Annotated in this window: 21 protein-coding genes and 1 pseudogene; 7 read left to right on the forward strand and 15 right to left on the reverse strand. The window is 53.8% G+C overall.

Annotated elements, in window-relative coordinates:
• Positions 1-53: 53 nt before the first annotated feature.
• Entirely contained in the window at positions 54-1406 is a 1353-nt protein-coding gene (gene amt / locus RAL90_RS12970; protein WP_306251297.1) for an ammonium transporter, read from the reverse strand.
• A gap of 338 nt (positions 1407-1744) precedes the next feature.
• Between amt and RAL90_RS12975 the strand changes: the two genes are divergently transcribed.
• On the forward strand, positions 1745-2464 hold the full coding sequence (locus RAL90_RS12975) for a TorF family putative porin (protein WP_306251299.1): 720 nt from the start codon (positions 1745-1747) through the stop codon (positions 2462-2464).
• A gap of 98 nt (positions 2465-2562) precedes the next feature.
• Positions 2563-3807 carry a UbiH/UbiF/VisC/COQ6 family ubiquinone biosynthesis hydroxylase gene (locus tag RAL90_RS12980; protein ID WP_306251301.1) on the forward strand — a complete coding sequence of 415 codons (1245 nt, stop codon included), beginning with the start codon at positions 2563-2565 and terminating at the stop codon, positions 3805-3807.
• A 23-nt stretch (positions 3808-3830) separates the two neighbouring features.
• Here RAL90_RS12980 and RAL90_RS12985 read toward each other — a convergent pair whose 3' ends face one another.
• The 5 genes from RAL90_RS12985 to RAL90_RS13005 form a co-directional block, all read right to left on the reverse strand.
• The gene (locus RAL90_RS12985; RefSeq protein WP_306251302.1) at positions 3831-4364 is read right to left on the reverse strand and encodes a TIGR02281 family clan AA aspartic protease; all 534 of its coding nucleotides are present in this window, start codon (positions 4362-4364) and stop codon (positions 3831-3833) included.
• A gap of 74 nt (positions 4365-4438) precedes the next feature.
• On the reverse strand, positions 4439-5251 hold the full coding sequence (gene dapB, locus RAL90_RS12990) for a 4-hydroxy-tetrahydrodipicolinate reductase (RefSeq protein WP_306251304.1): 813 nt from the start codon (positions 5249-5251) through the stop codon (positions 4439-4441).
• The gene (gene dnaJ / locus RAL90_RS12995; protein WP_306251305.1) at positions 5248-6405 is read right to left on the reverse strand and encodes a molecular chaperone DnaJ; all 1158 of its coding nucleotides are present in this window, start codon (positions 6403-6405) and stop codon (positions 5248-5250) included. The genes dapB and dnaJ overlap by 4 nt, the downstream gene beginning before the upstream one ends.
• A gap of 106 nt (positions 6406-6511) precedes the next feature.
• Complete coding sequence (dnaK, locus tag RAL90_RS13000; RefSeq protein ID WP_306251307.1) at positions 6512-8428, reverse strand: molecular chaperone DnaK; 1917 nt, start codon at positions 8426-8428, stop codon at positions 6512-6514.
• Between the two features lie 198 nt (positions 8429-8626).
• Entirely contained in the window at positions 8627-9766 is a 1140-nt protein-coding gene (locus RAL90_RS13005; protein ID WP_306251308.1) for a polysaccharide pyruvyl transferase family protein, read from the reverse strand.
• Between the two features lie 105 nt (positions 9767-9871).
• On the opposite strand from RAL90_RS13005, the pseudogene RAL90_RS13010 reads away from it, so the two are divergent.
• Positions 9872-10620 (forward strand): annotated as a pseudogene (locus RAL90_RS13010) (IS5 family transposase).
• Positions 10621-10787: 167 nt separating this feature from the next.
• Positions 10788-11996 carry a transferrin-binding protein-like solute binding protein gene (locus RAL90_RS13015; protein ID WP_306251310.1) on the forward strand — a complete coding sequence of 403 codons (1209 nt, stop codon included), beginning with the start codon at positions 10788-10790 and terminating at the stop codon, positions 11994-11996.
• A gap of 11 nt (positions 11997-12007) precedes the next feature.
• Here the strand turns inward: RAL90_RS13015 and RAL90_RS13020 are convergent, their stop codons facing one another.
• From RAL90_RS13020 to RAL90_RS13050, 7 genes are all read right to left on the reverse strand, one after another.
• Positions 12008-13375: a surface lipoprotein assembly modifier gene (locus RAL90_RS13020; RefSeq protein WP_306251312.1), complete on the reverse strand. Its 1368-nt coding sequence runs from the start codon at positions 13373-13375 to the stop codon at positions 12008-12010.
• A gap of 83 nt (positions 13376-13458) precedes the next feature.
• Complete coding sequence (locus RAL90_RS13025; RefSeq protein ID WP_306251314.1) at positions 13459-14109, reverse strand: hypothetical protein; 651 nt, start codon at positions 14107-14109, stop codon at positions 13459-13461.
• Between the two features lie 141 nt (positions 14110-14250).
• Positions 14251-16716 (reverse strand): DUF305 domain-containing protein, encoded by a 2466-nt coding sequence (locus RAL90_RS13030; RefSeq protein WP_306251316.1) that lies wholly within the window; start codon positions 16714-16716, stop codon positions 14251-14253.
• A 170-nt stretch (positions 16717-16886) separates the two neighbouring features.
• Positions 16887-17471, reverse strand: coding sequence for a nucleotide exchange factor GrpE (locus RAL90_RS13035; protein ID WP_306251318.1), 585 nt, complete (start codon positions 17469-17471; stop codon positions 16887-16889).
• 63 nt (positions 17472-17534) lie between these two features.
• Positions 17535-18563, reverse strand: a complete 1029-nt coding sequence (gene hrcA / locus RAL90_RS13040) for a heat-inducible transcriptional repressor HrcA (RefSeq protein ID WP_306251320.1) — start codon at positions 18561-18563, stop codon at positions 17535-17537.
• Between the two features lie 61 nt (positions 18564-18624).
• Entirely contained in the window at positions 18625-19716 is a 1092-nt protein-coding gene (locus RAL90_RS13045; RefSeq protein WP_306251322.1) for an SMP-30/gluconolactonase/LRE family protein, read from the reverse strand.
• Positions 19717-19819: 103 nt separating this feature from the next.
• Positions 19820-20029, reverse strand: a complete 210-nt coding sequence (locus tag RAL90_RS13050; protein ID WP_306251324.1) for a zinc-finger domain-containing protein — start codon at positions 20027-20029, stop codon at positions 19820-19822.
• A 146-nt stretch (positions 20030-20175) separates the two neighbouring features.
• Between RAL90_RS13050 and RAL90_RS13055 the strand changes: the two genes are divergently transcribed.
• From RAL90_RS13055 to RAL90_RS13065, 3 genes are all read left to right on the forward strand, one after another.
• On the forward strand, positions 20176-21162 hold the full coding sequence (locus RAL90_RS13055; protein ID WP_306251326.1) for an ABC transporter ATP-binding protein: 987 nt from the start codon (positions 20176-20178) through the stop codon (positions 21160-21162).
• Between the two features lie 93 nt (positions 21163-21255).
• The gene (locus tag RAL90_RS13060) at positions 21256-21852 is read left to right on the forward strand and encodes a GIN domain-containing protein (protein ID WP_306251328.1); all 597 of its coding nucleotides are present in this window, start codon (positions 21256-21258) and stop codon (positions 21850-21852) included.
• 21 nt (positions 21853-21873) lie between these two features.
• A complete protein-coding gene (locus tag RAL90_RS13065; protein ID WP_306251330.1) occupies positions 21874-22461 on the forward strand; it encodes a GIN domain-containing protein in 588 nt (195 codons plus the stop codon).
• A gap of 9 nt (positions 22462-22470) precedes the next feature.
• Here RAL90_RS13065 and RAL90_RS13070 read toward each other — a convergent pair whose 3' ends face one another.
• Both RAL90_RS13070 and rph read right to left on the reverse strand, forming a co-directional pair.
• Positions 22471-23388, reverse strand: coding sequence for a 1-acyl-sn-glycerol-3-phosphate acyltransferase (locus tag RAL90_RS13070; RefSeq protein ID WP_306251331.1), 918 nt, complete (start codon positions 23386-23388; stop codon positions 22471-22473).
• Between the two features lie 53 nt (positions 23389-23441).
• Entirely contained in the window at positions 23442-24152 is a 711-nt protein-coding gene (gene rph / locus RAL90_RS13075) for a ribonuclease PH (RefSeq protein WP_306251333.1), read from the reverse strand.
• Positions 24153-24192: the final 40 nt, after the last annotated feature.

Below are 24192 nucleotides of genomic sequence, written 5' to 3' on the forward strand. Positions count from 1 at the left end.
ATACTATGAAGGCATGTCAACCGCACCCCTCACGTTCAGAACAAATAGCGGCGCTACCGCCCGGCAGTAAACTCCGGATAGGCTTCCTGCCCCAGTTCAACTGCATCAAGCCCGTTCAGCTCTTCTTCCGGTGAAACACGTATGCCAACAGTGTTTTTCAGGATGAACCAGATCAGGAATGAGATCGAAAACACAAAAACACCGACCAGCAGGACGCCCACAAGCTGCCCGAGGAAAGTGGGAGCGCCGTCTCCAGCTGTTGCTGTGTTGTTGGACCAGACAACGACCAGTGTGCCCCATATGCCGCAGAACAGGTGCGCCGGGATTGCGCCAACAACATCATCAATTTTGAAACGGTACAGCAACGGAATAGACAGGGTGACAATAACCCCGCCGACAGACCCGATAATCAGGGCCTGCCAGATCGCTGGCATCAAGGGCTCTGCTGTAATGGAAACGAGACCACCGATCGCGCCGTTCAGGGCGATTGTCAGGTCCACTTTCTTATACAGGATATTCGACAACAACATGGCCGATACGACACCCGCAGCCGCAGCTGTGTTCGTATTTACAAAGATTTTGCCGACTGCATTGATGTCTTCAATGCTCCCCGCTGCCAACTGAGACCCGCCATTAAAACCAAACCAGCCCAGCCACAGGATGAACGTTCCAAGCGTCGCTAGGGGCAGAGAAGAACCCGGCATCGGATCTATCCTGTTACCAAGGAACTTGCCGGTACGCGGCCCCAAAACAATGGCGCCCGCAAGGGCCGCCCAGCCGCCAGTTGAATGCACCAATGTGGATCCGGCAAAATCCGAGAAATTGAAAGTAGCATCCAGGAAGCCTTCTCCCCACTCCCAGGATGCCTGGATCGGATAGATGAAACCGGTCAGGAAGATGACAAAGATCAGAAACGGCCACAACTTGATGCGCTCCGCCAATGTGCCGGAGACGATAGAGGCTGCGGTAGCCACAAACACCATCTGGAAATACCAGTCAGAATGCGCGGAGTATCCAGCCGCAACCTGCTCTTCCAGGCTGCCCTCTGTCCAGAAGAACCATTCAGTAAATGGCGTCAGCAAATGATTGCCTGGCCCGCCATAGATAATGTTGTAGCCGGTTACCCAGACCATGATGCCCGCTATGGAATAAAGAGCGATATTTTTCAGGCAGATTGTCGCTGCATTTTTTGAGCGAACCAGCCCCACCTCCAGCATGCAGAAGCCTGCAGCCATGAACATCACCACCATGCCACTTATCAGGAACAAAAGTGAGTTGAATACATAGGCAGATGTATCGGATGCTGGGGCTACATCGACCACCGCATCTTGCGCCAGAACAGCTGACCCCGACATTAAAACAAATGCCGCAACAGCAAGGCTGATGATTTTGTTGTGTGTTTTCATGGGTTTGCGCCCCTTATCCATTATGCTGATCCTGCGCAGCACCCAGGCACCGCGAAAGTTGAAGAGCCTAACTACATTCAAAATCACAGGCAAGAATTTTGTGCATCGCAATATCAACAGAGGTATCGCGCCAAATATACGTACTCGCAGCCATTTAATGACTGTATTTTGTGCCACAGTGACATTTTGTTGCAAAACTGACACATGAATCGAAAAGCCCATGCGGAAACTGCAGATTAGACTTTGCTGCATCCGCACAATAAGCAATATATTATTTCAATAGGGAGAATCATAATGGCGTTTAATGCCACTTTAATTACCTTCTGAGGAGTTTTATCATGCTTAAAAAATCACTGGCCGTTCTGGCCACACTCGCCGCCTCTACTCTGCCAGCAGCGGCCGAGGAAATTTCCATCTCTGGTGGCGTGGACTTTGTCTCTGCGTATGTTTTCCGCGGCTTTCAACTCGCTGACGAGGCAATCCAACCTTACGTGGAAATTGGCAAAGGCGGGTTTTATACCGGCGTCTGGTTTTCCACGCCTCTCGACAGCCGGGAATTTTTTGACAACGAAGTCGACATTTATGCTGGTTACTCGTTCGATATTTCAGAGTCCCTGTTAGGCGATGTAGGGTTCACCCGATACATTTACACAGATTCTGATGGCGAATCTGACACAACTGAACTCTATGCAGGCTTGGCGATTGCTGCACCGCTGGACCCATCGCTCTATCTTTATTACGATCTGGATCTCGAAGCGACGACCCTGGAAGGGGCTGCCAGTCACTCTTACCCTGTTGCAGAAAATGTCAGCCTTGATCTGGGTGGCACACTCGGGTTCATTGATGCCGATGGCGATGACTTCACTTATTTCATTGCATCCGCGGCCCTGAGCACAAGCGTTGCAGATAATGCAGATGCATATGTCAGCGTCAGCTTCGGCGCCAACAGTGAAGACACATTCATCGACGACTCCAACGACCTGTTCAATAATGGCGATCTGACCCAACTGGAATCTTCAGGCTTCTGGTTCGGTGTTGGATTCTCAGCCTCCAACTAGTGGTTTCTCCTCCACAGTCTGCCCCGGCTCCGCAAGAGCCGGGGTTTTTTGTGTGCCACTCTCTCGACCTGATGCGGGCGCAGGCTTATGTGTAGGCTATGGAATTACACTCAGATACGATTATCGTTGGCGGCGGCCTGACCGGAAGTCTCGCAGCCCTGGCACTCGCGGATGCGGGCTTTTCCGTTACGTTGATAGATGCTGATGACCCAGCCAATATGACTGGCGACAATTTTGACGGACGCACTACCGCCATCGCCTATGCGTCAGCAAGATTGCTGAAGAAACTTGGGCTTTGGGAACGGATGGCGCCGCAGGCAGGCGCTATTAACGATATTCTGGTGACAGATGGTCGCCCTGCCGGACGCTTCCGCAAAGGCGAGGTGGCGCCAGGCTTCCTGCATTTCGACAGTCGCGAACTTGGCGAAGGTGACGCAGCAACCCCGCTTGGCTGGATAGTAGAAAACCGATTGATGCGGCGTGTCTTTTTTGATGCGATCGCTCAACATGAGAACATAACCTTGATCGCCCCTGGCCTGTGCAAGAGCATGAAGGCCGCCGCCGGCCATGCGGAAGTCAGTCTCACAAACGGTGATACGCACCGCACAAGACTGGTCATCGGCGCTGATGGTCGCCGCTCTCCCTTGCGCGAACAGGCAAAAATCAAAACTGCCCGCTGGCATTATCCACAAAGCGGCATTGTCTGCACTGTGGCACATGAAAAGGACCATTTGGGTATTGCCCAGGAAGTGTTCCTGCCAGCTGGTCCGTTTGCCATTCTGCCGATGACGGACAACCGCTCCTCGCTTGTCTGGACGGAAAACGCCAAAAGCGCTGACAGTTATATGGCCCTCAGTGACACGCCTTTCCTTGCCGAGATTACCAAACGCTTTGGCTCCTATCTTGGCGAGCTTTCACTGGCCGGACCACGCTGGTCTTATCCGCTTGGTTTCCATATCGCCTCCCGTTTCCATGCTGATCGCCTCGCGCTGATCGGAGACGCTGCCCATGGCATTCACCCGATCGCAGGCCAAGGGTATAATCTGGGCGTGAAAGATATTGCCGCCTTGCGGGATGTGCTGTTGGAGACCCGGCAGGCTGGCCTCGATATTGGTCATGGTACACCATTGGCAAAATATGATCGCTGGCGACGCTTTGATTCTGCGTCTCTTGCCTTTGGCACGGATGCACTCAACCGGATCATGTCGATTGACAATGATCTCCTGCGCTCAGCCCGCAGCGCCGGGATGGGGCTGGTAAACAGAATAGATCCTTTGCGGAAGATATTCATGCGACAGGCTGGTGGCGATCTTGGTGATCTGCCGAGCCTGATGCGACCCTGATTAGAATTCCCAGGCTCAGCCCTTTATAAGGCCCGCTTGATGACCAGTTCGCTCTGGTCGAATGTGATTGAGCCGAGTTCCGAAAGAACATTCATACCCAGAAGGCTGATAGACAGACTTTCATCCGGGAGGATAAAGACTTCTGTATTCCGAACAATCAGGGGGCCAATCTCAACCTCATCAACCATCATTTTTGCAGCCTTTGTCGTGCCGTTAGCTGTACTGATCGAATGAACAAAATCCCGATGCGCCGGATAAAGACCGGCAGCGGCGGCATCGCTGTCGCGCAACGCCAGAATGCTTGCCCCCGTATCAACCAACACTTCAACTGATCGGCGATTGAGCTGGATATCAGCATAATAATGGCCATTGGCACGACGTGGTATTCTGACAATATCAGCATGGCCGTCAAAGCCTGTTTTGGGCGTTTCTGGCTTGTCCATTTCTGCCGGAGCTTGCTGGGCCGAGACTATTTCTGTAGCGCGGCCATCCAGATGATTGACCATGGCGGCAGAGACGATCGCAACCAGAATGGCACCGATAAAGATGTCGCGCATGAAAAGTCTCCCGCTGTTTGCTTCACAGGCTAGCATCCGGCCTTTAAGTCCGGACTAACAGACAGGGTTAAGGCTCAGTTAAGCCCCAGAACATCCCGCATGGTATAAAGCCCGGGTTTGCGCCCCTGCACCCATTTGGCCGCAGTCAGCGCGCCGCGTGCAAAAAGCGAGCGGTCTGTTGCCCGGTGCGACAACGTAATGATCTCGTCTTCTGATCCAAACAGCACCTGATGGTCCCCCACAATGCCACCAGCGCGCGTGACAGAAAACCCGATCTGGCCAGCTTCGCGTTCCTCCATGATACCATCACGCACACGGACTGACTTCTCTTCAAGCTCCACCTTCCTGCCTCTGGCAGCAGCATGACCCAGCATCAAGGCTGTACCGGATGGTGCATCCACCTTGTGACGATGATGGCTTTCATGAATTTCAATATCGAATTCATCACCAAGACTGGCGGCAGCGCGGCGCACAAGCTCCGTCAACAGATTGACACCAAGACTCATATTGCCGGAGCGCACAACAGGAATATGCTTTGCCGCATCCTCTATTTCACGCAACTGCTCTGGCTTGAAACCTGTGGTACCGATGATCGTGGGAATGCTTCGCTCGACCAGATCGCCGATATGTTCAATCGTGGCAAAGGGTGTTGTGAAATCAATCAGCACATCAATCTTTGAATTAAGATCATTGATTGCCCCCCCGACAGTCAGACTGTCCGGCAACCCTTGCAGCAGGCTGGATAATGGTTTGCCGTGATAAGGACTGCCCTCATGCTCCAGCGCCCCTGCGAGGGAAAGTGCCTCGTCATTTTCAACAAGCTGCAGCAGTGTGCGCCCCATCCGGCCCGCGCATCCTGCGACAGCAATGCGCAACATATCGGTCATGAGGCGTCTTTCATCTGGTCCCAGAATTCTCTGGCACGCGCGAAGAAGCCTTTGGACTGCGGGCAGGCTTCATCGCCGCCAGCCTCACAGAATTCCTGCAACAGTTCCTTCTGGCGTACTGTCAGGTTGACCGGCGTTTCCACCATCAACTCAACAATCATGTCGCCGGTGCCCTTGCGGCGCAGCATGGTCATGCCCTTAGCCCGCAGGCGGAATTTTTTGCCAGGCTGGGCGCCGGGCGGAATTTTTATTTTGACACGCCCGCCATCAATGGTCGGGGCTTCTATTTCACCGCCAAGGGCGGCTGTCGTCATGGGCACATGGACAATGCAATAAAGGTCAGGCCCGTCACGCTCAAACAGGTCGTGATCATCGACAGAGACAAACAGATACAAGTCTCCGAACGGACCGCCGCGCACACCAGCTTCACCTTCGCCGGCAAGACGGATGCGCGTGCCATCTTCAACCCCTGCCGGGATTTCGACCTGCAGCGTGCGGTCCTTGCGCAGGCGCCCCTGCCCGTTACAGGCAGTACAGGGGTCAGTGATCACCTGGCCCTGACCATTACAGGTGGGGCATGTCCGCTCCACCGTGAAGAAACCCTGCTGCGCCCGGACACGCCCCTGACCCTGACAGGTGCCACATGTGGATGGACCAGACCCCGGTTCAGAGCCGGAGCCTTCGCAATTATCACATGCCTCCGATGAGGGGACTGTGATGGTTTTTTTCACGCCTGCATACGCCTCTGACAGGCTGATCGACATTTCGTGTTTCAGGTCTGCACCGCGACCGGGGCTGCGTCGTCCGCCGCCCTGCTGGCGGGCACCGCCCATGAACTCACCGAATATATCATCAAAAATGTCGGAAAAAGCGCCAGCCGAGAAACCCTGACGGTTAAAACCACCGCCACCAGCACCCCCCATGCCACCATTCTGGAAAGCTGCATGACCGAAGCGATCATAAGCGGCACGCTTCTGCTCATCTGAAAGGACTTCGTAGGCTTCGCCAATTTCCTTGAATTTTTTTTCCGCTTCAGCATCGCCCTGATTCTGATCCGGGTGATATTTCATGGCGAGTTTGCGAAAGGCAGACTTGACCGCCTTCTCGTCAGCATCTTTCGAGATGCCCAGCGTTGAATAGTAATCCTGTGCCATAAGCTAAAGCGACCTAACACTTTTTGAGGGAAAGCCAAATTGCGAGACGGCGCGCCTCTTGTCGAGGTTAGCGCCGCCTGACATTTCTCAGCAGATTCCCGCTGGTTTATTTTTTGTCGCCGTCGACTTCTTCATAGTCAGCGTCAACAATGTCAGCGTCTTCGGCTGCGTCGCGTGCCGCATCGGCAGCGGCCTGTGCATCAACATCGCCCTCACCCTGGCTGTACATGGCTTCACCCAGTTTCATGGATGCAGCCGCCAGCGCCTGGACACCGCCCTGCAGTTTTTCTGCATCGGCGTTTTCATCGTCCAGAATTTCGCGCATGGATGTGACGGAATCCTCGATGGCTTTCCTGTCGCCATCTTCGATCTTGTCGCCATGCTCTTTCAGGGCACTTTCCGTCGAATGGATCAGCGCTTCCGCCTGATTGCGGGCTTCGACCGTTTCACGACGCTGTTTGTCGGCTTCAGCATTCGCTTCTGCATCCTGCACCATCTGCTCGATATCATCATCGCTCAAGCCACCAGATGCCTGGATACGGATCGACTGCTCCTTGTTGGTCGCCTTGTCCTTGGCAGACACATGCACGATGCCGTTTGCATCAATGTCGAAGGTCACCTCAACCTGCGGCACGCCGCGCGGTGCCGGCGGGATGCCAACAAGATCAAACTGGCCGAGCATCTTGTTGTCTGCTGCCATCTCACGCTCGCCCTGCGCAACACGGATGGTCACCGCGTTTTGGTTATCTTCAGCCGTCGAGAAGGTTTGTGACTTTTTCGTCGGGATCGTTGTATTGCGGTCAATCAGACGGGTGAAAACACCACCAAGCGTTTCAATGCCGAGCGACAAGGGGGTCACATCGAGAAGCAGAACATCTTTGACATCGCCCTGCAGAACACCAGCCTGAATAGCCGCCCCGAGAGCCACAACTTCGTCAGGGTTGACCCCTTTATGCGGGTCCTTGCCGAAGAAATTTTTCACTGTTTCCTGAATTTTCGGCATCCGGGTCATGCCGCCAACCAGCACAACCTCGTCAATGTCAGAGGCGCTGAGGCCTGCATCTTTCAACGCAGCCTTGCATGGATCAACCGTACGCTTGACCAGATCTTCCACCAGCGACTCGAACTTGGCACGGGTTAGTTTGAGGTTGAGGTGCTTAGGACCAGAAGCGTCAGCCGTGATATATGGCAGGTTCACTTCATACTGTGATGCAGAAGAAAGCTCTTTCTTGGCTTTTTCAGCTTCTTCTTTCAGGCGTTGCAGCGCAAGTTTGTCATTGCGCAGGTCCATGCCATTATCTTTTTTGAACTGGTCGGCAAGGTAATCCACAATGCGCAGATCGAAGTCTTCACCACCAAGGAATGTGTCCCCGTTTGTGGATTTCACTTCAAAGACGCCATCCCCAATTTCAAGGATGGAAACGTCAAAGGTACCGCCGCCAAGGTCATAAACCGCGATGGTCTTGCCCTCATTCTTGTCGAGACCATAGGCAAGCGCTGCTGCTGTCGGCTCATTGATGATCCGCAGCACTTCGAGGCCGGCAATCTTGCCAGCATCTTTGGTCGCCTGACGCTGGGCGTCGTTAAAATAGGCCGGGACTGTGATAACAGCTTGCGTCACTGTTTCGCCAAGATAGCTCTCAGCGGTTTCTTTCATTTTCTGCAGGATGAAAGCGGAAATCTGAGACGGGGCATATTTTTCACCGCGCGCTTCAACCCAGGCATCGCCATTATCGCCCTTGACGATGGCATACGGCACCATGCTGGAATCTTTTTTGACTGTCGGGTCCGTGAAGGGACGGCCAATCAGGCGCTTGATCGCGAAAAATGTATTTTCCGGGTTGGTCACGGCCTGACGCACAGCAGGCTGACCCATCAGGCGCTCACCATCTTCAGAAAATGCCACCACAGACGGCGTGGTGCGCACGCCTTCAGCGTTTTCAATCACCTTCGGGTCGCTGCCTTCCATGACAGCCACACAGGAATTAGTTGTACCGAGGTCGATACCGATGATTTTACCCATTTTGTCTTATTCTCCTTACAGCAGGCTGAAGTGCCGAGCCTTTGCACATGATATGCGTTTTTCAAGCACCCGGACGATCGGCCCCAGACTTAACAATTTGATTTTCAGCGCCCCTGCCTGATGGCAAGAGCTTCAACGGGTATATAGGCAGGCGTTCATCATGGTTCAACCACTCGCGACAGGGGAAATTGTGGAAATTTATGCCGCTAGATGGGCTATAAGTTCAGTCTCTTTAAGTTTATTGTTATTTAGGAATTCGATATACTTCCCGCTTAAATTCCTTCGATTTTCATCAAATGCGTCCCAGTCATGTGTGGCCAGTACCTCTGTCACTTTGCCTATGTTTACGCCATCAAAGAATTCTTCTGCTGCTATGTGGGGAATATGCATTATCTGACACAACTCGTGCTGGCGAGAATCCAGAGCAACGCACAATGCTGGCTTGCCCGATTGGATCGTTAGCATAGTACCGTGAATACGCATTCCGACATAAGCATCAAGCGAGCGCGCATAATGTAACCACGATGGTACGTTAACGAACAATTTTGCATTGCCCGCGAACCAATGACAAAATTCGTCTGTTGTTAAATGAGGCTTGATACGGGCCCGTATATGATCGAGATCTTCCTCAGCAATCTGACTGCGATCTCCAAAGGATAAAGAGAAAAGTTGCTTTGGATGCTGGACCAAGTAACCGCCACCACCCCATTCAGCAATTTCTGCAAGCGACCGTTCCAGAGGCACGATATGCTGTGCCTTAGCCATGAGATTACCCGGTCCCGTACCAATGCGTCTATAATTAGTTTTAAGCCCAGCCTTGATTATCGCCCCGAGGTTCTTAGCCGGATTAATGAACAGGCTTGGACAACCCAGTGGTACTGCTTTCTGATGTACACCATATTTCTCAAACACACTATAAGTGTACATCCCCCTAACTGAGATATTGGGATAATCAGTCGGGGATAAAGATTGAATTTTCTCGATCCATGCCAGGGTAGCTTCTTGCATCTCAAAGTCATGCTCAAGATTTGGTGCCTGCGCTCCTAAGCCGATCTGCACAATTGGCAAGCTCTGCCGAAACATCGGCATATCCAGCGATGGGGTCACATTCTTATTGACCTGATTGGATGCCCCGACAACAAAAACATCCGGGTTGCCATGGTTACTCTCCGACGCATGCCGGATTGAGTCCACATGTTGGCGAATCGCATACATGAAGGCCATGTTGCCAGAATTGCCTACACGCTTGAATATCCCGTCGCCGTCGAGGAACGCGGCATCATCGCCAGCATCTGGCCTTGTCGGGTTTTTTATTTGCGGGACGGAAAAAAATTTCACGGAAGCACCCTTTAAAATTAAAACCATCTTCTAGGGTCTGTACCTTTAACTGATTGATTTGTTTGTGCAAAGCGTGATTCAGGGATTTCCGAAAGGGAGTCTTAAATGGCGCGGTTTGATTTGTCGGATGAAGAATGGGCGGTGATTGAACCGTTGTTGCCAAAGGTTAGCCGCGGCCCGAAGCGCAAAGATGATCGTACGATCCTGAACGGCATCTTTTACATTTTGCGCACAGGCGCGCCATGGCGGGACTTGCCGGAACGATATGGACCGTACACGACTGCTTACAATCGGTATAACAGGTGGGGCGAGCGCGGCGTCTGGAAGGGCATATTCGATGCGCTCGCTGAAGAATGTGAGGACAGTCTGATCTTCATAGACGCCTCGATTGTCAAAGCTCACCGCGCAGCGAGTGGCTCAAAAAGGGGGAACTGGCGGAAGATATTGGACGCTCACGGGGCGGTCGCACAAGCAAAGTTCACGTGGCCGTAGATGAAAATGGCAGGCCATTGCGCATTGAGGTCACTGGCGGCCATGTTCATGACAGCCAGGTGATGAATGTCTTCCTCGACTGGGAGATGCCGCCTCTGGCGATGGTCCTGGACAAAGCCTATGGCAGTGCGAAGATCAGGCGCGATATCGCCGATGAAGGTGCGTTGGCGGTTATTCCCGCCAAGTCCAATGCGCGCAATCCGGTCCCGCATGACACCAGCCTTTACGCCATGCGTAATATTGTCGAGCGGTTCTTCTACAAAATGAAAGACATGAGACGGCTGGCTACACGGTTCGAGAAATCTCGAAGGAACTTCATCAACATGATATATCTCTTCGCAGCAAAATGCTGGATCAATTGAGTCCACACCCTAGGTATAGGTTCTTAGTACAGTCAATCCCGCCCCTTAGATTCACTTTATAAAGCACAAGATGGCTTTATTAAAACTGCCTAAATTAGCTCTTAAGCTTCCATTCACCTCGTTTTGCTAATCAGGCTGGAGTTATTCCACTTTCGAGGTTTCGTTCCATGAACGCCATTTTCAGCCGCCTGTTTCTTTCCGCTGCCTGTTTCTCCCTTGCCGCCTGTGCCTCCGGCGGCAGTGGTGCACCTGGTGACCCGGGACCGGTTCTGGATACCAACGGCACACCGGCACCGGCGCGCAACCTCATCATGACCGATACATCCTACCTTCACCCGAGTAGTGGTGACGGCGTCAGCGCCTCCTACGACGTAGCCGCGACGACCCTCACCGTGAACCGGCAGGTGGTGAACCAGGCAACCGGACAGGAGGCACTGGTTTTTCAGGAGTCCGTGCGTGGGTTCTTCAATGATGGGAACACCATGTTCTACGACGCCAATAATGACACGTTCAGGTTCGATGTCAGTTCAGGCGTTTCTTCCATGTCAGAAACTTTTTTTAATGTGATGCTGACAGACCCTGTGGATCTTGGCTTTGAGTTCAACAATGAAGCGATCGTCATTTCTTCCAACCCTTACATCTGGGGTGGTTTTTTTGATCAGGACACAATCGACAGTTTTTTTGGTGACCCGGGTGCCGTGAATGCCTTCATGGCACAACTGTCAGAATCCACGGATCCCAATGCGCAGGACCTGGCGGCGGCTATCACCGACCGCGTCAACGATCTGATCACAAACAGTGACTTCTATTATTATGAAACCAACGGCGTTCAGTATTTTCATCTGAACCTGACCAATGGGGCCGGCACAACAAACTATGCTACACTTGGCGTTTGGGTGGATGCGACGGCTGGCAATGGCCAGGAAACCTATGGTGCCGCTGTGTGGGGTGAACGCACCCCGCTGAACGAGGTACCGACATCCGGTACGGCTTCATACACAGCCACTGTTGAGGGCTATATCCTTCAGAACAACAATATACAGGATCTGGTCGGCTCGATTGCGTTCAATTTTGATTTCACCACCAATCTTCTCGACTTTGTCTATGACGCCGACATTCGTGAAACAGGCATCGACGGCACATCCGACTTCTTCGACTATGATGTCTTCGATGGCACCGGCGACATTACCGATGACACGTTTTTCGGCACTTTCGTCAGTCGCTCTGATGCAAGCATTACCGGCGAGCTTGAAGGGGCTTTCTTCGGGGCGGATGCAGACGAAGTTGCCGGGACACTGGTATTCGGTAATGGCAGCGTACACGGCATTGGTGGCTTCCTCGGGGCCAACCCGGAAGCCGCATCGCAACAGAATTAATACTGCCCAGTCTAAAAGTTCCGGGTCACACCTATATCAGCCGAATGGCGATCGTAATTGAAGAACGGATTGTTCGAGACGTTCTTCAGATATGAATAGCTGAAGACAGGTGCAAAGCCATGATACCGCCAGTCCCGCTTTGTCACCCGAAATGACAAGCCGTAAGTCTCATCCAGACGCGACGAACTCTGGAAATCACGAATATAGTAATCAGGCGCGACCTGCCCAGTGATCCCCCACGGCAACTCACGGGAGATGAAACCATTCAGCCTGTACTGATGGTTTTTGAGATTATTGGCAGTTGCTTCCTCGCGCGTCACCTGAAAGCCCAGCCCTGCGACGGTGCGCTTGTCCATCACACGCTGCACAGAAAAAGCGCCGGAATAAACCGGCCCGGACCTGCCTGGATTACTGCTGTAATCAACCTGTGCGTAAGAGCTGCGAAGGGAAAACCGCATCCGATCCGACAGCGGCGTTGTCAGCACCATGCGCATCCCGTGACTGCGCGAAAACCGCTCTCCCCCGAACCAGCGCTTGGAAAAAGCCCCCAGCACACTGAGGTTCGCTTTTTTCATCTGTAAACGCGGGCCGATCTCGAAGGACATGAAAACATCGTCAAAGTCTGCGTTGGAATAATCCACGACCCGCGCACCTGCCCGGGTTTCAAGGCGCAAACGGTCCGTAAGTATTGGGAAAGCCGCGACATTCAGAGATGTGGAAAGCCCTGTGCCTGACTGCTTCTGTGCTGCATCATCAAGCTGGAACGGTAAACCGAAGACTGTAACCGTATCATCCTTCGGGCCATTATTGATGTTACTGTTCGGCACGATGGCAGTGCCGAGCTGCAGATGAAATACCTTTCGCGCTTCAATGCGGTGCAGAAACTGACGCACGATTTTTTTGGTCTCTTCAGGCAGACCATTGCCGAGCACATACCGGAAATGGTAGGCCGCCGCGCCGTCTTTCTGCTGTTCATAAAGACTGCGTGCCAATTCAAGGCGCACACGGATGAGGTCCGGTTTCTGATCGAGAATAATCCGAAAATGTTCCTCGGCAGCAACGAAATCCTTTCGCCCGACAGCCAGCAAGCCAGTGAGGAACCGCACCTGATATATATCCACTTTATCAGGGTCAGCCGCGGCAAGGCGGGTGAGAATAGCTTCTGCCTCGTCATACTCTTCCTTCACGAGCAGTTCCTCGGCAACCTTCAGGGCCTGCTGACCCGAAAGTGTCACCATCTCTGGCGCGTGCTGAGCCGAGACTGTCTGTCCCGGAGCGGCCAGCGCCTCGCCAACTGGCAGCACGGCAAGCCAGCTGGCCGCAACCAACCAGTGGCGCCGCAAAAAGCGTTTGCTGTCTGAAGAATGATACTGCCGCATGTCGCGCGGCAGTCTCGCTGGTCGTGGTTAACAGGGGATTTATGAAGATTAACCCGGCGGCAGGCTGACAACCTTATTTGCTCCTAGTTCTCAAGAGGCGCATTCATCGGCTCCAGAAAAGCAGTCAGTGTCAGGCCATTTTTCAGGATACGCTCAAACAACGCAGTATCGCCCTCTCTAACAATCAGGCTGACTGCATTCTGATCATCTTCAGCTGCATCGGACCGAGTCAATACATCGAGTTCAATGAATACGTGACCGGGCAAACATTCTGGTTGCTCAACCTGCGCGCACGGCGTTGCCCGCAGTTCGTATTGCACTGCATCCCCAAGCGCCTCTGTCACCGGCTCTGCCATCTTCTCCTCATCAAGATCGACGCTCCCTTGCGAGATAATCACCCCGATCCCGTCCTCTATGGAAATTTTGTAGTTGAGATGACCTTTTGCACTGGCCACAGGGGCAAAGAGCAGGCTGGCACCGATCGCAAGCGCAATGGCAGATGTCGCCAGCCCGGCGCTGGCGGTTTTCAGGAAACTCATATTGGTCATTTTAATGTACCTTCGTCGCTGTTGTTGGACGATCACGAACAGCTTCATCAACCGCCGAAGAACCTCGCTGGCAGGTCGGCCTGCATCGCGGCAAGCCGCCAGAAAGGCGCTTTTGTCTTCCTCGCTGACGCGCACTTCAACGGATTGCGTCTTCTTCGGTTTCTTTGACTGATGACGTGTGGCCATGATCAATGCCTCCGATTGCAACAGTGATACGGATCATTGTCATCAAGAACCGTATCCGGTCACAAGTAAAATCGTGTCCGGACACTGGTTATACAAGCCTCAGATCAAAGGCTTGTAAGATTTGGCGTGCGTATTAGCTGATTAGCGCAGCTGATCGGCCATTTCCTGCAAGGTTTCTGCCAGAGCAGCGAGGCGCTTCGCCGCCTGCCCGTTAGCATCCACGCGGCGCAAATCACGCGCTGTCTGGCGAACATCGCGGGCAAGAGATGTGTTGCGCTCTTCGCCTGCGAGGCCTGCTTCGAGTGTGTCAACCATCATGCGCAAGGCAGACAGGCGGTCAGCTGAAAGATCTTTGCCACGCTCTAGCTGGTCCAGATAGGCATGGGCCACGACGGGCACAGCGGGCCATGTAACCGGCAATTGCTGCTGTGGATTAAAGACGGCTCCCTGGTCGGCCAGAAGCGCAGCGGCAATTTCATTCTCGGTCAGATAATCGCTCGGCTTGAGGGCAAATACATCAAGTCCGCGAATAATCTCTGTGCCGTAGATGCGGCCATTATACCAATATGTGGACCAGAAACCGCCAACCATCATGCGCTCAGGATGTACTGGACCGCGATCAAAATAACCGATTTCAACCGGGTTGGAGGAGTCTGTAAAATCTATCAGCGACAAGCCGCCCTGATACCAGGCCTGAGCGAAAATATCACGGCCCGGCACCGGGATAATGGACCCATTATGCGCGACGCAATTTTCCTCGTCCGATTGCGGCGCGGGTAATTTATAGTGACTACGGAATTCAAGTTTTCCGTCTTCAATATCGTAAAGCGCATTTGCGCCCCAATCCATAGGATCATGGACACGGCAGCGCGGACGGCCACCCCCGCCCCATTCATCTGTAAACAGTACTTTTGTGCCATCATTGTTGAATGTGGCTGAATGCCAGTAGGCAAATCCTTTATCCACCACAGCATCAATACGGCGCGGTTTCAGGGGATTTGAGATGTCAAAGATAATGCCGTTGCCGGAACAGGCACCAGCTGCAATCTTGGCAGATGGGAAGACGGTGATGTCATGACACTGATCCGTAATCTCGGTTTCCTGCGTATCCTCACCATGATCGCCGCCACGCCATAACCCGGCAAGCGCACCTGTCTCAGGATCAGCGAAGACCGCCGGGCTGTCGACAATGCGCGCCTTTGACGGATCATCCACAGGAATTTCGACAACATCAATGCGGAACAGGGCCGTTCTGTCATCACCGGGAATATCGCCGATGCAACCTGCGAGTTCTTCGTCGTCCCGGACAGAAGCTGTGCCCGAATTATAGACGATGATTTTACCGTCGCGGCCCGGGCCGGACACAACCGAGTGTGTATGCGAGCCACGGCATGTCTGCACCTGGCCAACCTGAACCGGTTGTGACAGGTCGCTGATGTCAAAGATACGCAGGCCACGGAAGCGCTCAGCGCTTACATCTTCTGTAATGCCCTGCTGACCACAATCAACACGCCCACGCGTCTGCTCAACCGACATGATCAGTATATCACCAACAACCGACACATCACCCTGACCACCGGGGCAAACCACAGAGCTCGTCAACGATGGCAACCCTTCTTCATCCAGCTTGTAGATGTTGAAGCCATGATAATTGCCCACAATCAGCGTATCATCGACAAAAGCCATGTCAGTATTGGAGAAACTCAACAGCGGAGAGCGCGCGCCCCATTCAGTCGCTGTTTCCTCATCTTCCTCTTCATCTTCATCCGGATCAATAATTGGCGGCAATCCAGCCGGGTTTTCCGGGTCAAAGAAGCCCTGCGGTTTTGGCAGGGTCGCAACCAGTTCAAGATTGCTGATTGCTTCGCCTGCATCGCGGAAACCCGCAGCAAGACCAACGCGCGGGTCTTCCGACAGGCCGGCGAGCAAAGCCGTCATGCGCCTGATCTCTGCATCCTGATCGTTAATAATGTCGTTTACAAAATCATAGAGCACCGGGTCATATGCCGACCCTGACTGTGAGAGCAGATCCCGCGACATGCGCACAGCGCCTTCATGATGCGGAATCATCAGCTCAAGAAACAACCTGTCAAAGGCAGCGCCCTCTGATGCTGCAAGCTGCTCCATCTGTTCCGGAGTCGCCATCCCCATCATCTCATGATCCATATGAGTTTTGTGGTGGTTGTGCTGATGATGATCGTGCCCCTCTTCACCATCATGTTGTTTCATCGGATCTGGCGCATGTTCACCCCGATCGCGCAGCCAGGTTTGCATGAAGGCAATTTCATCTGCCTGCGAGGCATTAATACGCCCGGCAAGGTCCACAATTTCCGCACGGTTGGTTCGATCGCCAACCAAAGCCGCCATTTCAACAGCCTGATAATGATGCGGAATCATGTCCTGCATGAAGCGCACGTCATCTTCCGTATATCTTGTATCTGCCACTTTCGCGGCTTCATCAGCAGAAAGGGCGCGGCCGGGCTCACCTGGTGCCCCAGGCTGTATGATAGGAACGTCTTGCGCCGCAGCGCCGCTCGCGCATGCGAACAGAGCCAGTGCAACGGTTGACCCGAGTGTATATTTCATCTCACGCTTGCTTAAACGCATGTCCAATCCCTCTGTTAATATCAGCGGGAAAGTATGATGAGTTATTGGATAACATTCAAGGGCCGCCCTGCAGGCGTCAGCAGCCCGTCAGAAGGCAATATCAATGACTTCAACAAAACAGGTTGTCGCCTGTGAACAGTTGTATTTTCAGATTATGTGCGTTCTGCCAGCTATGCTGCTCCGGCACCTGTTGACACTGTCACCATCGCCGCACGCAGAACCCGGTCACCTATAGTGAAGCCCGGCTGCGCCACATCCACCACATGTCCCTTTGGCTCTCCATTACCCGGCACCTCGGCGATCGCCTGATGCAGATTCGGGTCAAACGGGTCACCTGCCGGGAAGATGCGGGTCACGCCATTGCGTTCAAAAACGCTGAGCAGTTCTTTCTCGGTCATGCGTATCCCGTTGATCAGCCCTTTAAGAACATCCGGCCCGGCCGCAGACGGATCTTCCGGCGCGTTTTCGAGCGCGCGCTGGAAATTGTCAGCCACAGAGAGCAAATCACCTGCAAAGCCTTTGATCGCGTATTGGCTGGCCTCGGTCTTTTCCCGGGCGGCGCGCTTGCGCGTATTCTCAAGATCAGCGGCCAGGCGCATCATCCGGTCCTTTGCCACTTCCAGTTCGCTCTCGAGTTGCGTGATGCGCGCCTCGGGGTCGAGTTCGTCATAACCGTCAAGAGCGGCTTGCATCACCTCTTCAGGATTTTCGGCTTCTGTTTCCGGCTCAACTTCGCTGGATGTCTGGTCGCTCATACGTAGCTCACACTTTATGTCTCAATGAATTCGGAAGGACAGCCATTTACGCATTAACCTGCGCTATTTCAACAGGCGCGTGACAATTTCCGCTGTGTAATCGACCATGGGGATGATCCGGGCATAATTGAGCCGGGTTGGCCCGATAACACCAACAACACCAATGATATTATCCCCTTCGTCCCGGTAGGGGGAGACCACAACGGAAGATCCGGAAAGGGAAAACAGGCGATTTTCCGAACCTATGAAAATGCGCACACCGCGCCCTTCGCGCGCTGCTTCCATCAACTCAATTACATCCTTTTTCTGCTCCAGATCTTCGATCAGCATACGGACACGCTCAAGGTCTGCTTCACTGTCTGTATTCAAAAGATGTGCCTGACCGCGTACAATCAGGTTGGCCCCGTCACTTGCAAGCTCTGCCACCCCTTTGCGCACAAGCTCTGCCGTCAGGTCATTTACAGCTGCACGGCTCTCAAGAATTTCTCCTTCGATAACAGACTTGGCTTCTGCCAGTGTACGCCCTTTCAACCGGGCATTGAGGTAATTGCCCGCTTCAATCAGTGCAGCTGGCGGAAGGCCGACCGGCAGGTCGATGATCCGGTTTTCCACATCACCATTGCCGGAGACGAGCACGACCAGCGCCTTTTCCGGACTGGTCTGGACGAACTCAACATGCTTGAGTGGCGCCTCCCCCTTGGTGGCCATGACCAGGCCTGCGGTCTGGGTAAGGCCGGAAAGGCGTGCGGCAAGACCGCTCAGAATATCATCTGCTGACCGACCCGACCCCTCCTGCTCTGCCAGCGCCTTGCGCTCAACTTCAGAGACATCACCAACCTGCAGTAATCCGTCCACGAACAGACGCAATCCCTGTTGGGTCGGCATCCGGCCTGCGGAAACATGCGGGGCAAAAAGCAGTCCCATATCAGTCAGGTCTGACAGGACATTGCGAATTGTTGCAGGTGATACATTGAGACCGCCCGCCTGAGACAGGGTACGGGAGCCGACGGGCTCGCCGGTCTCTATATATGCCTCCACCACCCGCCGGAAAATTTCCCGGGTGCGATCATCTATGGTGGTCAGGAGTGACATGAATCTAATTTATAGTGTCCGGCTCCGATTCCAAGTGCCGTATGCGCCCTGACACAGAAAGTCACGGCGAAATATGCGCAATACTGCCTTCCTGAAGGCTCGAGACATATATCGAGCCGTCAGCCCCACGCACAGCGCCGGTGATATCTGTATAAGACCCCGCCGGATCCTGCCACGTTTCGAGGACATTACCATTGGCATCAATGCGTATCAAATGACTATAGGGGGGCGGCGCGGCGGCGTCTTCAAACCCCGGAATACGCCATAAAATATTACGCAAAAGAGGCTTTTCCGCAAATGCATCAACATCTGCACTGCGCGGCGTCACGAGCCCCACAAAATAGCCGCCGGCACTGTCCGGATTGATATTATCCGGGAAGCCCGGCAGGTTATCCACCAGCACTTCTGTTTTGCCTTTTTCTGGTCCGGCCAGCCAATATTTCAGCACACGGTATTTACCTGTTTCGCTGACCAGAATGAACTGGCCTGCCGGGTCAGCAGCCACACCATTGGCAAACACGAGGCCTGTCATGTGGGTTTCCATTTCACCGGTCTCAGGGTCATAGGAAAGGATACGCCCTGTACCCGCATGTTCCCAGATTTCAGCAACAGACGCTTCCAGCGTGCCGCCCCAATCACCGGGAAAGAACTTGGTGCTGGCATCAGAAAACCAGATCCTGCCATCCGGCGTCACATCCACATCATCCGCATACCCGATAATTGATCCGTCGCCGGCCTGATCTGCCAGTATTGTTACGGTGCCATCCATTGCAATACTGACAAGGCCTTTATAGGCGTCGGCGACGAGCAGATTGCCGCCGGCATCGAATTCGACACCCAGCGGGCGCCCGCCGGTGATCGCCAGAATATCAAAGTCACCTGTTGCCGGATCTACCCGGATAACACTGCCGTCACTGACGCCGGTATAGAGCCAGCCGTCAACGCCGATGGCAATGTCTTCAGGCCCGTAACGCCCGGAAAGCTCCATTTTTTGAGCGCGCGCAATCAGGTCATTGGGCACAAAATCCCCTGTGAGTCCCTCATCCTGCGGCGCAACCCAAGCCTGAGGTGCCAGGCCCGTTGGCCAGAACAGGAAATATCCTCCCGCAAATACCAGAAATAAAACTACCAAAAACCCGACCAGCTTGCCCATTTCAGCCCCATTGTTATTTTGTTCAGGTTAGCCTGTAATCGCAGCACAGAATAGCCCGGAAAGCTTTACCGACCATTGTGGTAAAATCTGATGACCAGATCAACTAAGCCCTGTCAGGGGCGTAAATGAACACACGGTCGCAATAACCACATTCAGCGTAACCTTCGTCGCCAATCGTGTAATAGACTTTGGGATGGCCAAGCGCGCCGCCACTGCCGGAACAGGCGACACGGGCATCAGCCACAAATGTTACCTCTGGTACATCGCCAAGACGGGCCAGAATTTGTTCTACGTCCACGGTCAGGTCAGCCATTACGCAATCTCGTCACTTTGTTCAGGACGGTCCTTTTCATCCAGACCGGTTCGCAAATCAAGCCATAGGGTTCATTCAGCCAATGCCCCACCAGCTTGACCTGCCTGCTGGAGACGTTGATACGTGGAAGCGGAAAGAGAGAGCTGATGCCTGACGGACAGTCCCTGAACAACAACACGCGCGATGTCAGCGACCAGAACTGGGCCATAGCCGCTCGCGGGGTCCGAAAGACCTATGCCGGCAGCAAGAAGTCACCGCCCAAGGAGGCGCTGAAGGGAATCGACCTGCATATCCCCCAAGGCTCTATTTTCGGTCTTTTGGGTCCGAACGGGGCCGGCAAGTCCACTTTCATCAACATTCTGGCAGGCCTGGTGAACAAAACCGCTGGTGATGTTTCGATCTGGGGTTTTGATATTGACAAAAACCCGCGTCAGGCCCGCGCATCCATCGGTGTCGTGCCACAGGAAATTTCGTCTGATGTTTTCTTCACACCCAAGGAAGGTCTGGAGATTCAGGCCGGGCTCTACGGAGTGCCGAAAGAACAGCGCCGCACCATGGAAATCCTGCGCAGGCTGGGCCTTGAAGATAAGGCCGACGCCTATGTGCGCCAGCTCTCCGGGGGCATGAAGCGCCGCCTGCTCGTGGCCAAGGCGATGGTTCATTCCCCGCCTGTGCTTATCCTGGACGAACCAACCGCGGGTGTTGACATCGAACTGCGCAAACAGATGTGGGAACAGGTGATGGAACTGCACGCGCAAGGCGTGACCGTGATCCTCACCACGCATTATCTGGAAGAAGCACAGGAATTGTGTGACACAATCGCCATTATCCACCACGGCAATGTGGTCACCTGCCAGCCAAAGTCAGCGCTGATAGCCTCACTCGACTCCAAAATGCTGATGATCACACCACAGGATGAGATCACTGCTGCCCCTGATCTGGGCGGCGCCTGCACCGCAGAATTGCGCGATGACGGCAATCTTTATGTGTCTTACAAGCCCAGCTGCGTGGCGGTTTCAGATATCCTGAACGGCATCAATGATGCAGGTATCAGCGTAAAAGACCTTTCCACCGTTGAGGCGGACCTCGAAGATGTCTTCATGGAAATGACCTATGGGAGTGACGGGGGCTGAACCTCTCCAAACCGTCCTTTGACAAGATGGTTAATTCCTGTTTCCATCCCTCAGCGGAGTTGGGCAACCTGAAACCTTGAGGGATGACGAGTCATGTTAATGCGTTTTTCTGCTGCCCTGGCAGCAATGTTGGTTCTGATGCTGGCACCGGCCGCAACAGCCAAAGACCGATTGAATTTCACCGAAGGTACAGCCGTCTCACTGCCAACTCTGACCGGCCTTGCCGTCAAAGGCGGTGGCAAAGTCACTGTTTCTCCCGGGGACGGTTATTCCGTCACGGTGGTTGAAGGGGGCGAGAAAGTCGTTCTTTTCAGGGATGGTAATGCCTTGCAGATTGAATGCGCCCGTCCCTGCCGCGGCAACATCACCCGCATTATTGAAGTCACAGCACCCAGCGGTGGCGTTATGACCAACCTCGCTGTTGCGGGCGGCGGCTCGATCACGATCGCGGATGGCTTTGACAGTGTGTCCGAACTGAACGCAGCAGTCGTCGGTGGCGGCGCGCTACAGGCTTTCGACCTTCGCGCAACTGACGTGAATGCTGCAGTTACAGGTGGCGGGTCAATTCAGGTAAATGTGTCAGGTGATCTGAGCGCCGCGATCGTCGGAGGCGGCAGCATCGTCTATGACGGTACGCCGGCAGATATCAGCCGCAGCACAATCGGCGGCGGCTCTATCGGCCCGCGGTAAACAACGAGAGGCAGGGGAAACATGGTTTTTGCACGGATCGCAGGTGGACTGGTCGGCCTGATACTGATGATGGCCATGACAGCAGTTGTCGCCAAGGATAACCTTCCATTCCGGCAGGGATCACCGATCCAGCTCTCTCCCTTCTCAACGCTTGTTCTGCGCGGCGGCGGCGAAGTTACAGTCCGCCCCTCAACCGCCTGGTCAGCCACTGTTGTTCAGGGAGGTGATCTTGTTGCCATGTACACTGATGATGGCAATCTATTGATAGAATGCAAACGCCCCTGTCGTGGCAATGCACGCCGCATCATTGAAGTGCGCGTGCCGTATGCGACGGACCTGAAAATTGAAAATGGCGGTGTTATCAATGTTTCCGCCGGCTTTCAGGCACAGCAGAAACTGACTGCCGCCGTAACAGCTGGCGGCACGATAAATGCCTTTGATCTGCAAGCGGCGGATATTGAGGCAACGATCCGTGGTGGCGGCACTATTAACGTCACCGCGACAACGACGTTGACAGCAAATGTGCTGGGCAATGGCATCGTGACCTATGGCGGTGCCCCGCGCGTGCGTCAGGACATCACGGGCCGCGGGCAGGTTCTCCCACGCTAGGAAGATTTTCTACCCGGCCTTGAAATCCTTGTAATCTGCACAGACCTTGCCTTCAGGCAGGCCTTTGGAGATGTATTCACGCAAGGCAGCCGCAGCCACGTCATTATCTTCCGGCAGATCGTCAGGCTGGATAGGCGGGCCAATCGTGATCTTGAAGGTTCTGCCTTTTTTATTCAGCAATTCGTGGAACAGCGTCATGTCACGCAATTCTTCATTTACATTCCAGAACCAGTAATAAAGCCAGGAATTCCGGCTGACCATGTGTGCAGGCAGGATCGGACACTCATACTTTTTCGGTAACTGCGCGACAGTATTCATCCAGGGTTGCTCCGTGAGCACCTTGTTTTCATCCATGAACGCAATCCGTCCGGACGGAAACAGAACAACCGCCATACCGGCCCTGAATGCTTTGGCCGTATTGACCAGCGTCTCGCGCGATTTGGCCCGTGACTTGTCTGTCTGGCGCCAGGGCACAGCGATAATCATGTCTTTCAGGTGCTGATTCAAACGCACCGCATCTTCATTGGCAAAGAACGTCATATCAGGACGTTTCTGTTTGAGCACGTCGTAAATCGCGACACCATCCGCAATGCCCGAGGGATGATTCAGTGCCATCAGGAAAGCGCCATCTTCCGGCACATGTTCCAGACCGCTTATATCGAGGTTCATGTCCAGCATCTCGCTGACATATTCAAAAGCATCAATCGCCGGGTAATTACCCGCCTCATCCACCATCTGTACAGCGCGCTTATAGCCTAGCAATTTATTCAGCACGATCCGGTATACCGGCCACCAGCGGCTGCGGCTCAACTTCTTGGCACGCTCCAGGATCAACTGATCCACGATGTGATTGTATTTCTTCGCATGGGCAACGACCCGGCCACGTCGCCGGATTTCTGCCTTGCTCAGCTGTTCTGTCTCAGTCATTGGACGATCCTAAAGCCGTTTCAGCCTCAATGCCAGCACCGGCAACACGCAGGTCAGAGCGCTTCTGCCTGGATGGTTTTCAGGTCCGTGCAGGCATTTTTGGCGAGTGTCAGCAATGCCATGAATTGCTCTTCCGTAAACGGATCGCCTTCTGCCGTCCCCTGAATTTCAACAATGCCACCTGAACCAGTCAGAACGAAATTGGCATCTGCCTGAGCTGTTGAATCTTCTGCATAATCAAGGTCGCAGACAGGTGCGCCTCCAACCAGGCCACAGGAAATAGCCGCAACACTGTCCGTCAACGGCAGCTCTTTGATGATGCCCTGCTCAACACCCCAGTTCAGGCACTGTTTCAGCGCCACAAATGCCCCGGTAATTGAGGCTGTCCGCGTACCGCCATCAGCTTGTATCACATCGCAATCAAGCATGATCTGCCGCTCGCCCAGTTTTTTGAGATCAACGACCGCACGCAGGGAGCGCCCGATAAGACGCTGAATTTCCTGAGTGCGACCGGACTGGCTGATGGATTTTGCTTCACGGCGCATCCGTGAATGGGTCGAACGCGGCAACATGCCATATTCCGCCGTCACCCAGCCGCGCCCTTCGCCACGCAACCATGGGGGCGTGCTCTCGTCCCAGCTTGCAGTGCACAGCACATGCGTGTCGCCAAATTTGACCAGGCAGGAACCTTCGGCATGTTTGGCATATCCCGGTTCCAGCGTCACGGAACGCATTTCATTAAAAGCCCGGCCAGATGGTCGCATGAGGAATTCCTTTTCAGAGAGGGCGCATGAACAGGCATCT

Source organism: Parvularcula sp. IMCC14364 (assembly GCF_030758415.1).
GTDB lineage: Bacteria > Pseudomonadota > Alphaproteobacteria > Caulobacterales > Parvularculaceae > Aquisalinus.

What these genes read in the sequence shown, in the direction of transcription:
- hrcA (WP_306251320.1), bottom strand. Translation starts at nt 18,563, where the DNA reads ATGTCACTCCTGACCACCATAGATGATCGCACCCGGGAAATTTTCCGG.
- RAL90_RS13070 (WP_306251331.1), bottom strand. Translation starts at nt 23,388, where the DNA reads ATGACTGAGACAGAACAGCTGAGCAAGGCAGAAATCCGGCGACGTGGC.
- RAL90_RS13015 (WP_306251310.1), top strand. Translation starts at nt 10,788, where the DNA reads ATGAACGCCATTTTCAGCCGCCTGTTTCTTTCCGCTGCCTGTTTCTCC.
- RAL90_RS13045 (WP_306251322.1), bottom strand. Translation starts at nt 19,716, where the DNA reads ATGGGCAAGCTGGTCGGGTTTTTGGTAGTTTTATTTCTGGTATTTGCG.
- RAL90_RS12985 (WP_306251302.1), bottom strand. Translation starts at nt 4,364, where the DNA reads ATGCGCGACATCTTTATCGGTGCCATTCTGGTTGCGATCGTCTCTGCC.
- RAL90_RS13050 (WP_306251324.1), bottom strand. Translation starts at nt 20,029, where the DNA reads ATGGCTGACCTGACCGTGGACGTAGAACAAATTCTGGCCCGTCTTGGC.
- RAL90_RS12980 (WP_306251301.1), top strand. Translation starts at nt 2,563, where the DNA reads ATGGAATTACACTCAGATACGATTATCGTTGGCGGCGGCCTGACCGGA.
- RAL90_RS13055 (WP_306251326.1), top strand. Translation starts at nt 20,176, where the DNA reads ATGCCTGACGGACAGTCCCTGAACAACAACACGCGCGATGTCAGCGAC.
- amt (WP_306251297.1), bottom strand. Translation starts at nt 1,406, where the DNA reads ATGAAAACACACAACAAAATCATCAGCCTTGCTGTTGCGGCATTTGTT.
- dnaJ (WP_306251305.1), bottom strand. Translation starts at nt 6,405, where the DNA reads ATGGCACAGGATTACTATTCAACGCTGGGCATCTCGAAAGATGCTGAC.
- RAL90_RS13030 (WP_306251316.1), bottom strand. Translation starts at nt 16,716, where the DNA reads ATGCGTTTAAGCAAGCGTGAGATGAAATATACACTCGGGTCAACCGTT.
- dnaK (WP_306251307.1), bottom strand. Translation starts at nt 8,428, where the DNA reads ATGGGTAAAATCATCGGTATCGACCTCGGTACAACTAATTCCTGTGTG.
- RAL90_RS13035 (WP_306251318.1), bottom strand. Translation starts at nt 17,471, where the DNA reads ATGAGCGACCAGACATCCAGCGAAGTTGAGCCGGAAACAGAAGCCGAA.
- RAL90_RS12975 (WP_306251299.1), top strand. Translation starts at nt 1,745, where the DNA reads ATGCTTAAAAAATCACTGGCCGTTCTGGCCACACTCGCCGCCTCTACT.
- RAL90_RS13025 (WP_306251314.1), bottom strand. Translation starts at nt 14,109, where the DNA reads ATGGCCACACGTCATCAGTCAAAGAAACCGAAGAAGACGCAATCCGTT.
- dapB (WP_306251304.1), bottom strand. Translation starts at nt 5,251, where the DNA reads ATGACCGATATGTTGCGCATTGCTGTCGCAGGATGCGCGGGCCGGATG.
- rph (WP_306251333.1), bottom strand. Translation starts at nt 24,152, where the DNA reads ATGCGACCATCTGGCCGGGCTTTTAATGAAATGCGTTCCGTGACGCTG.
- RAL90_RS13020 (WP_306251312.1), bottom strand. Translation starts at nt 13,375, where the DNA reads ATGCGGCAGTATCATTCTTCAGACAGCAAACGCTTTTTGCGGCGCCAC.
- RAL90_RS13065 (WP_306251330.1), top strand. Translation starts at nt 21,874, where the DNA reads ATGGTTTTTGCACGGATCGCAGGTGGACTGGTCGGCCTGATACTGATG.
- RAL90_RS13060 (WP_306251328.1), top strand. Translation starts at nt 21,256, where the DNA reads ATGTTAATGCGTTTTTCTGCTGCCCTGGCAGCAATGTTGGTTCTGATG.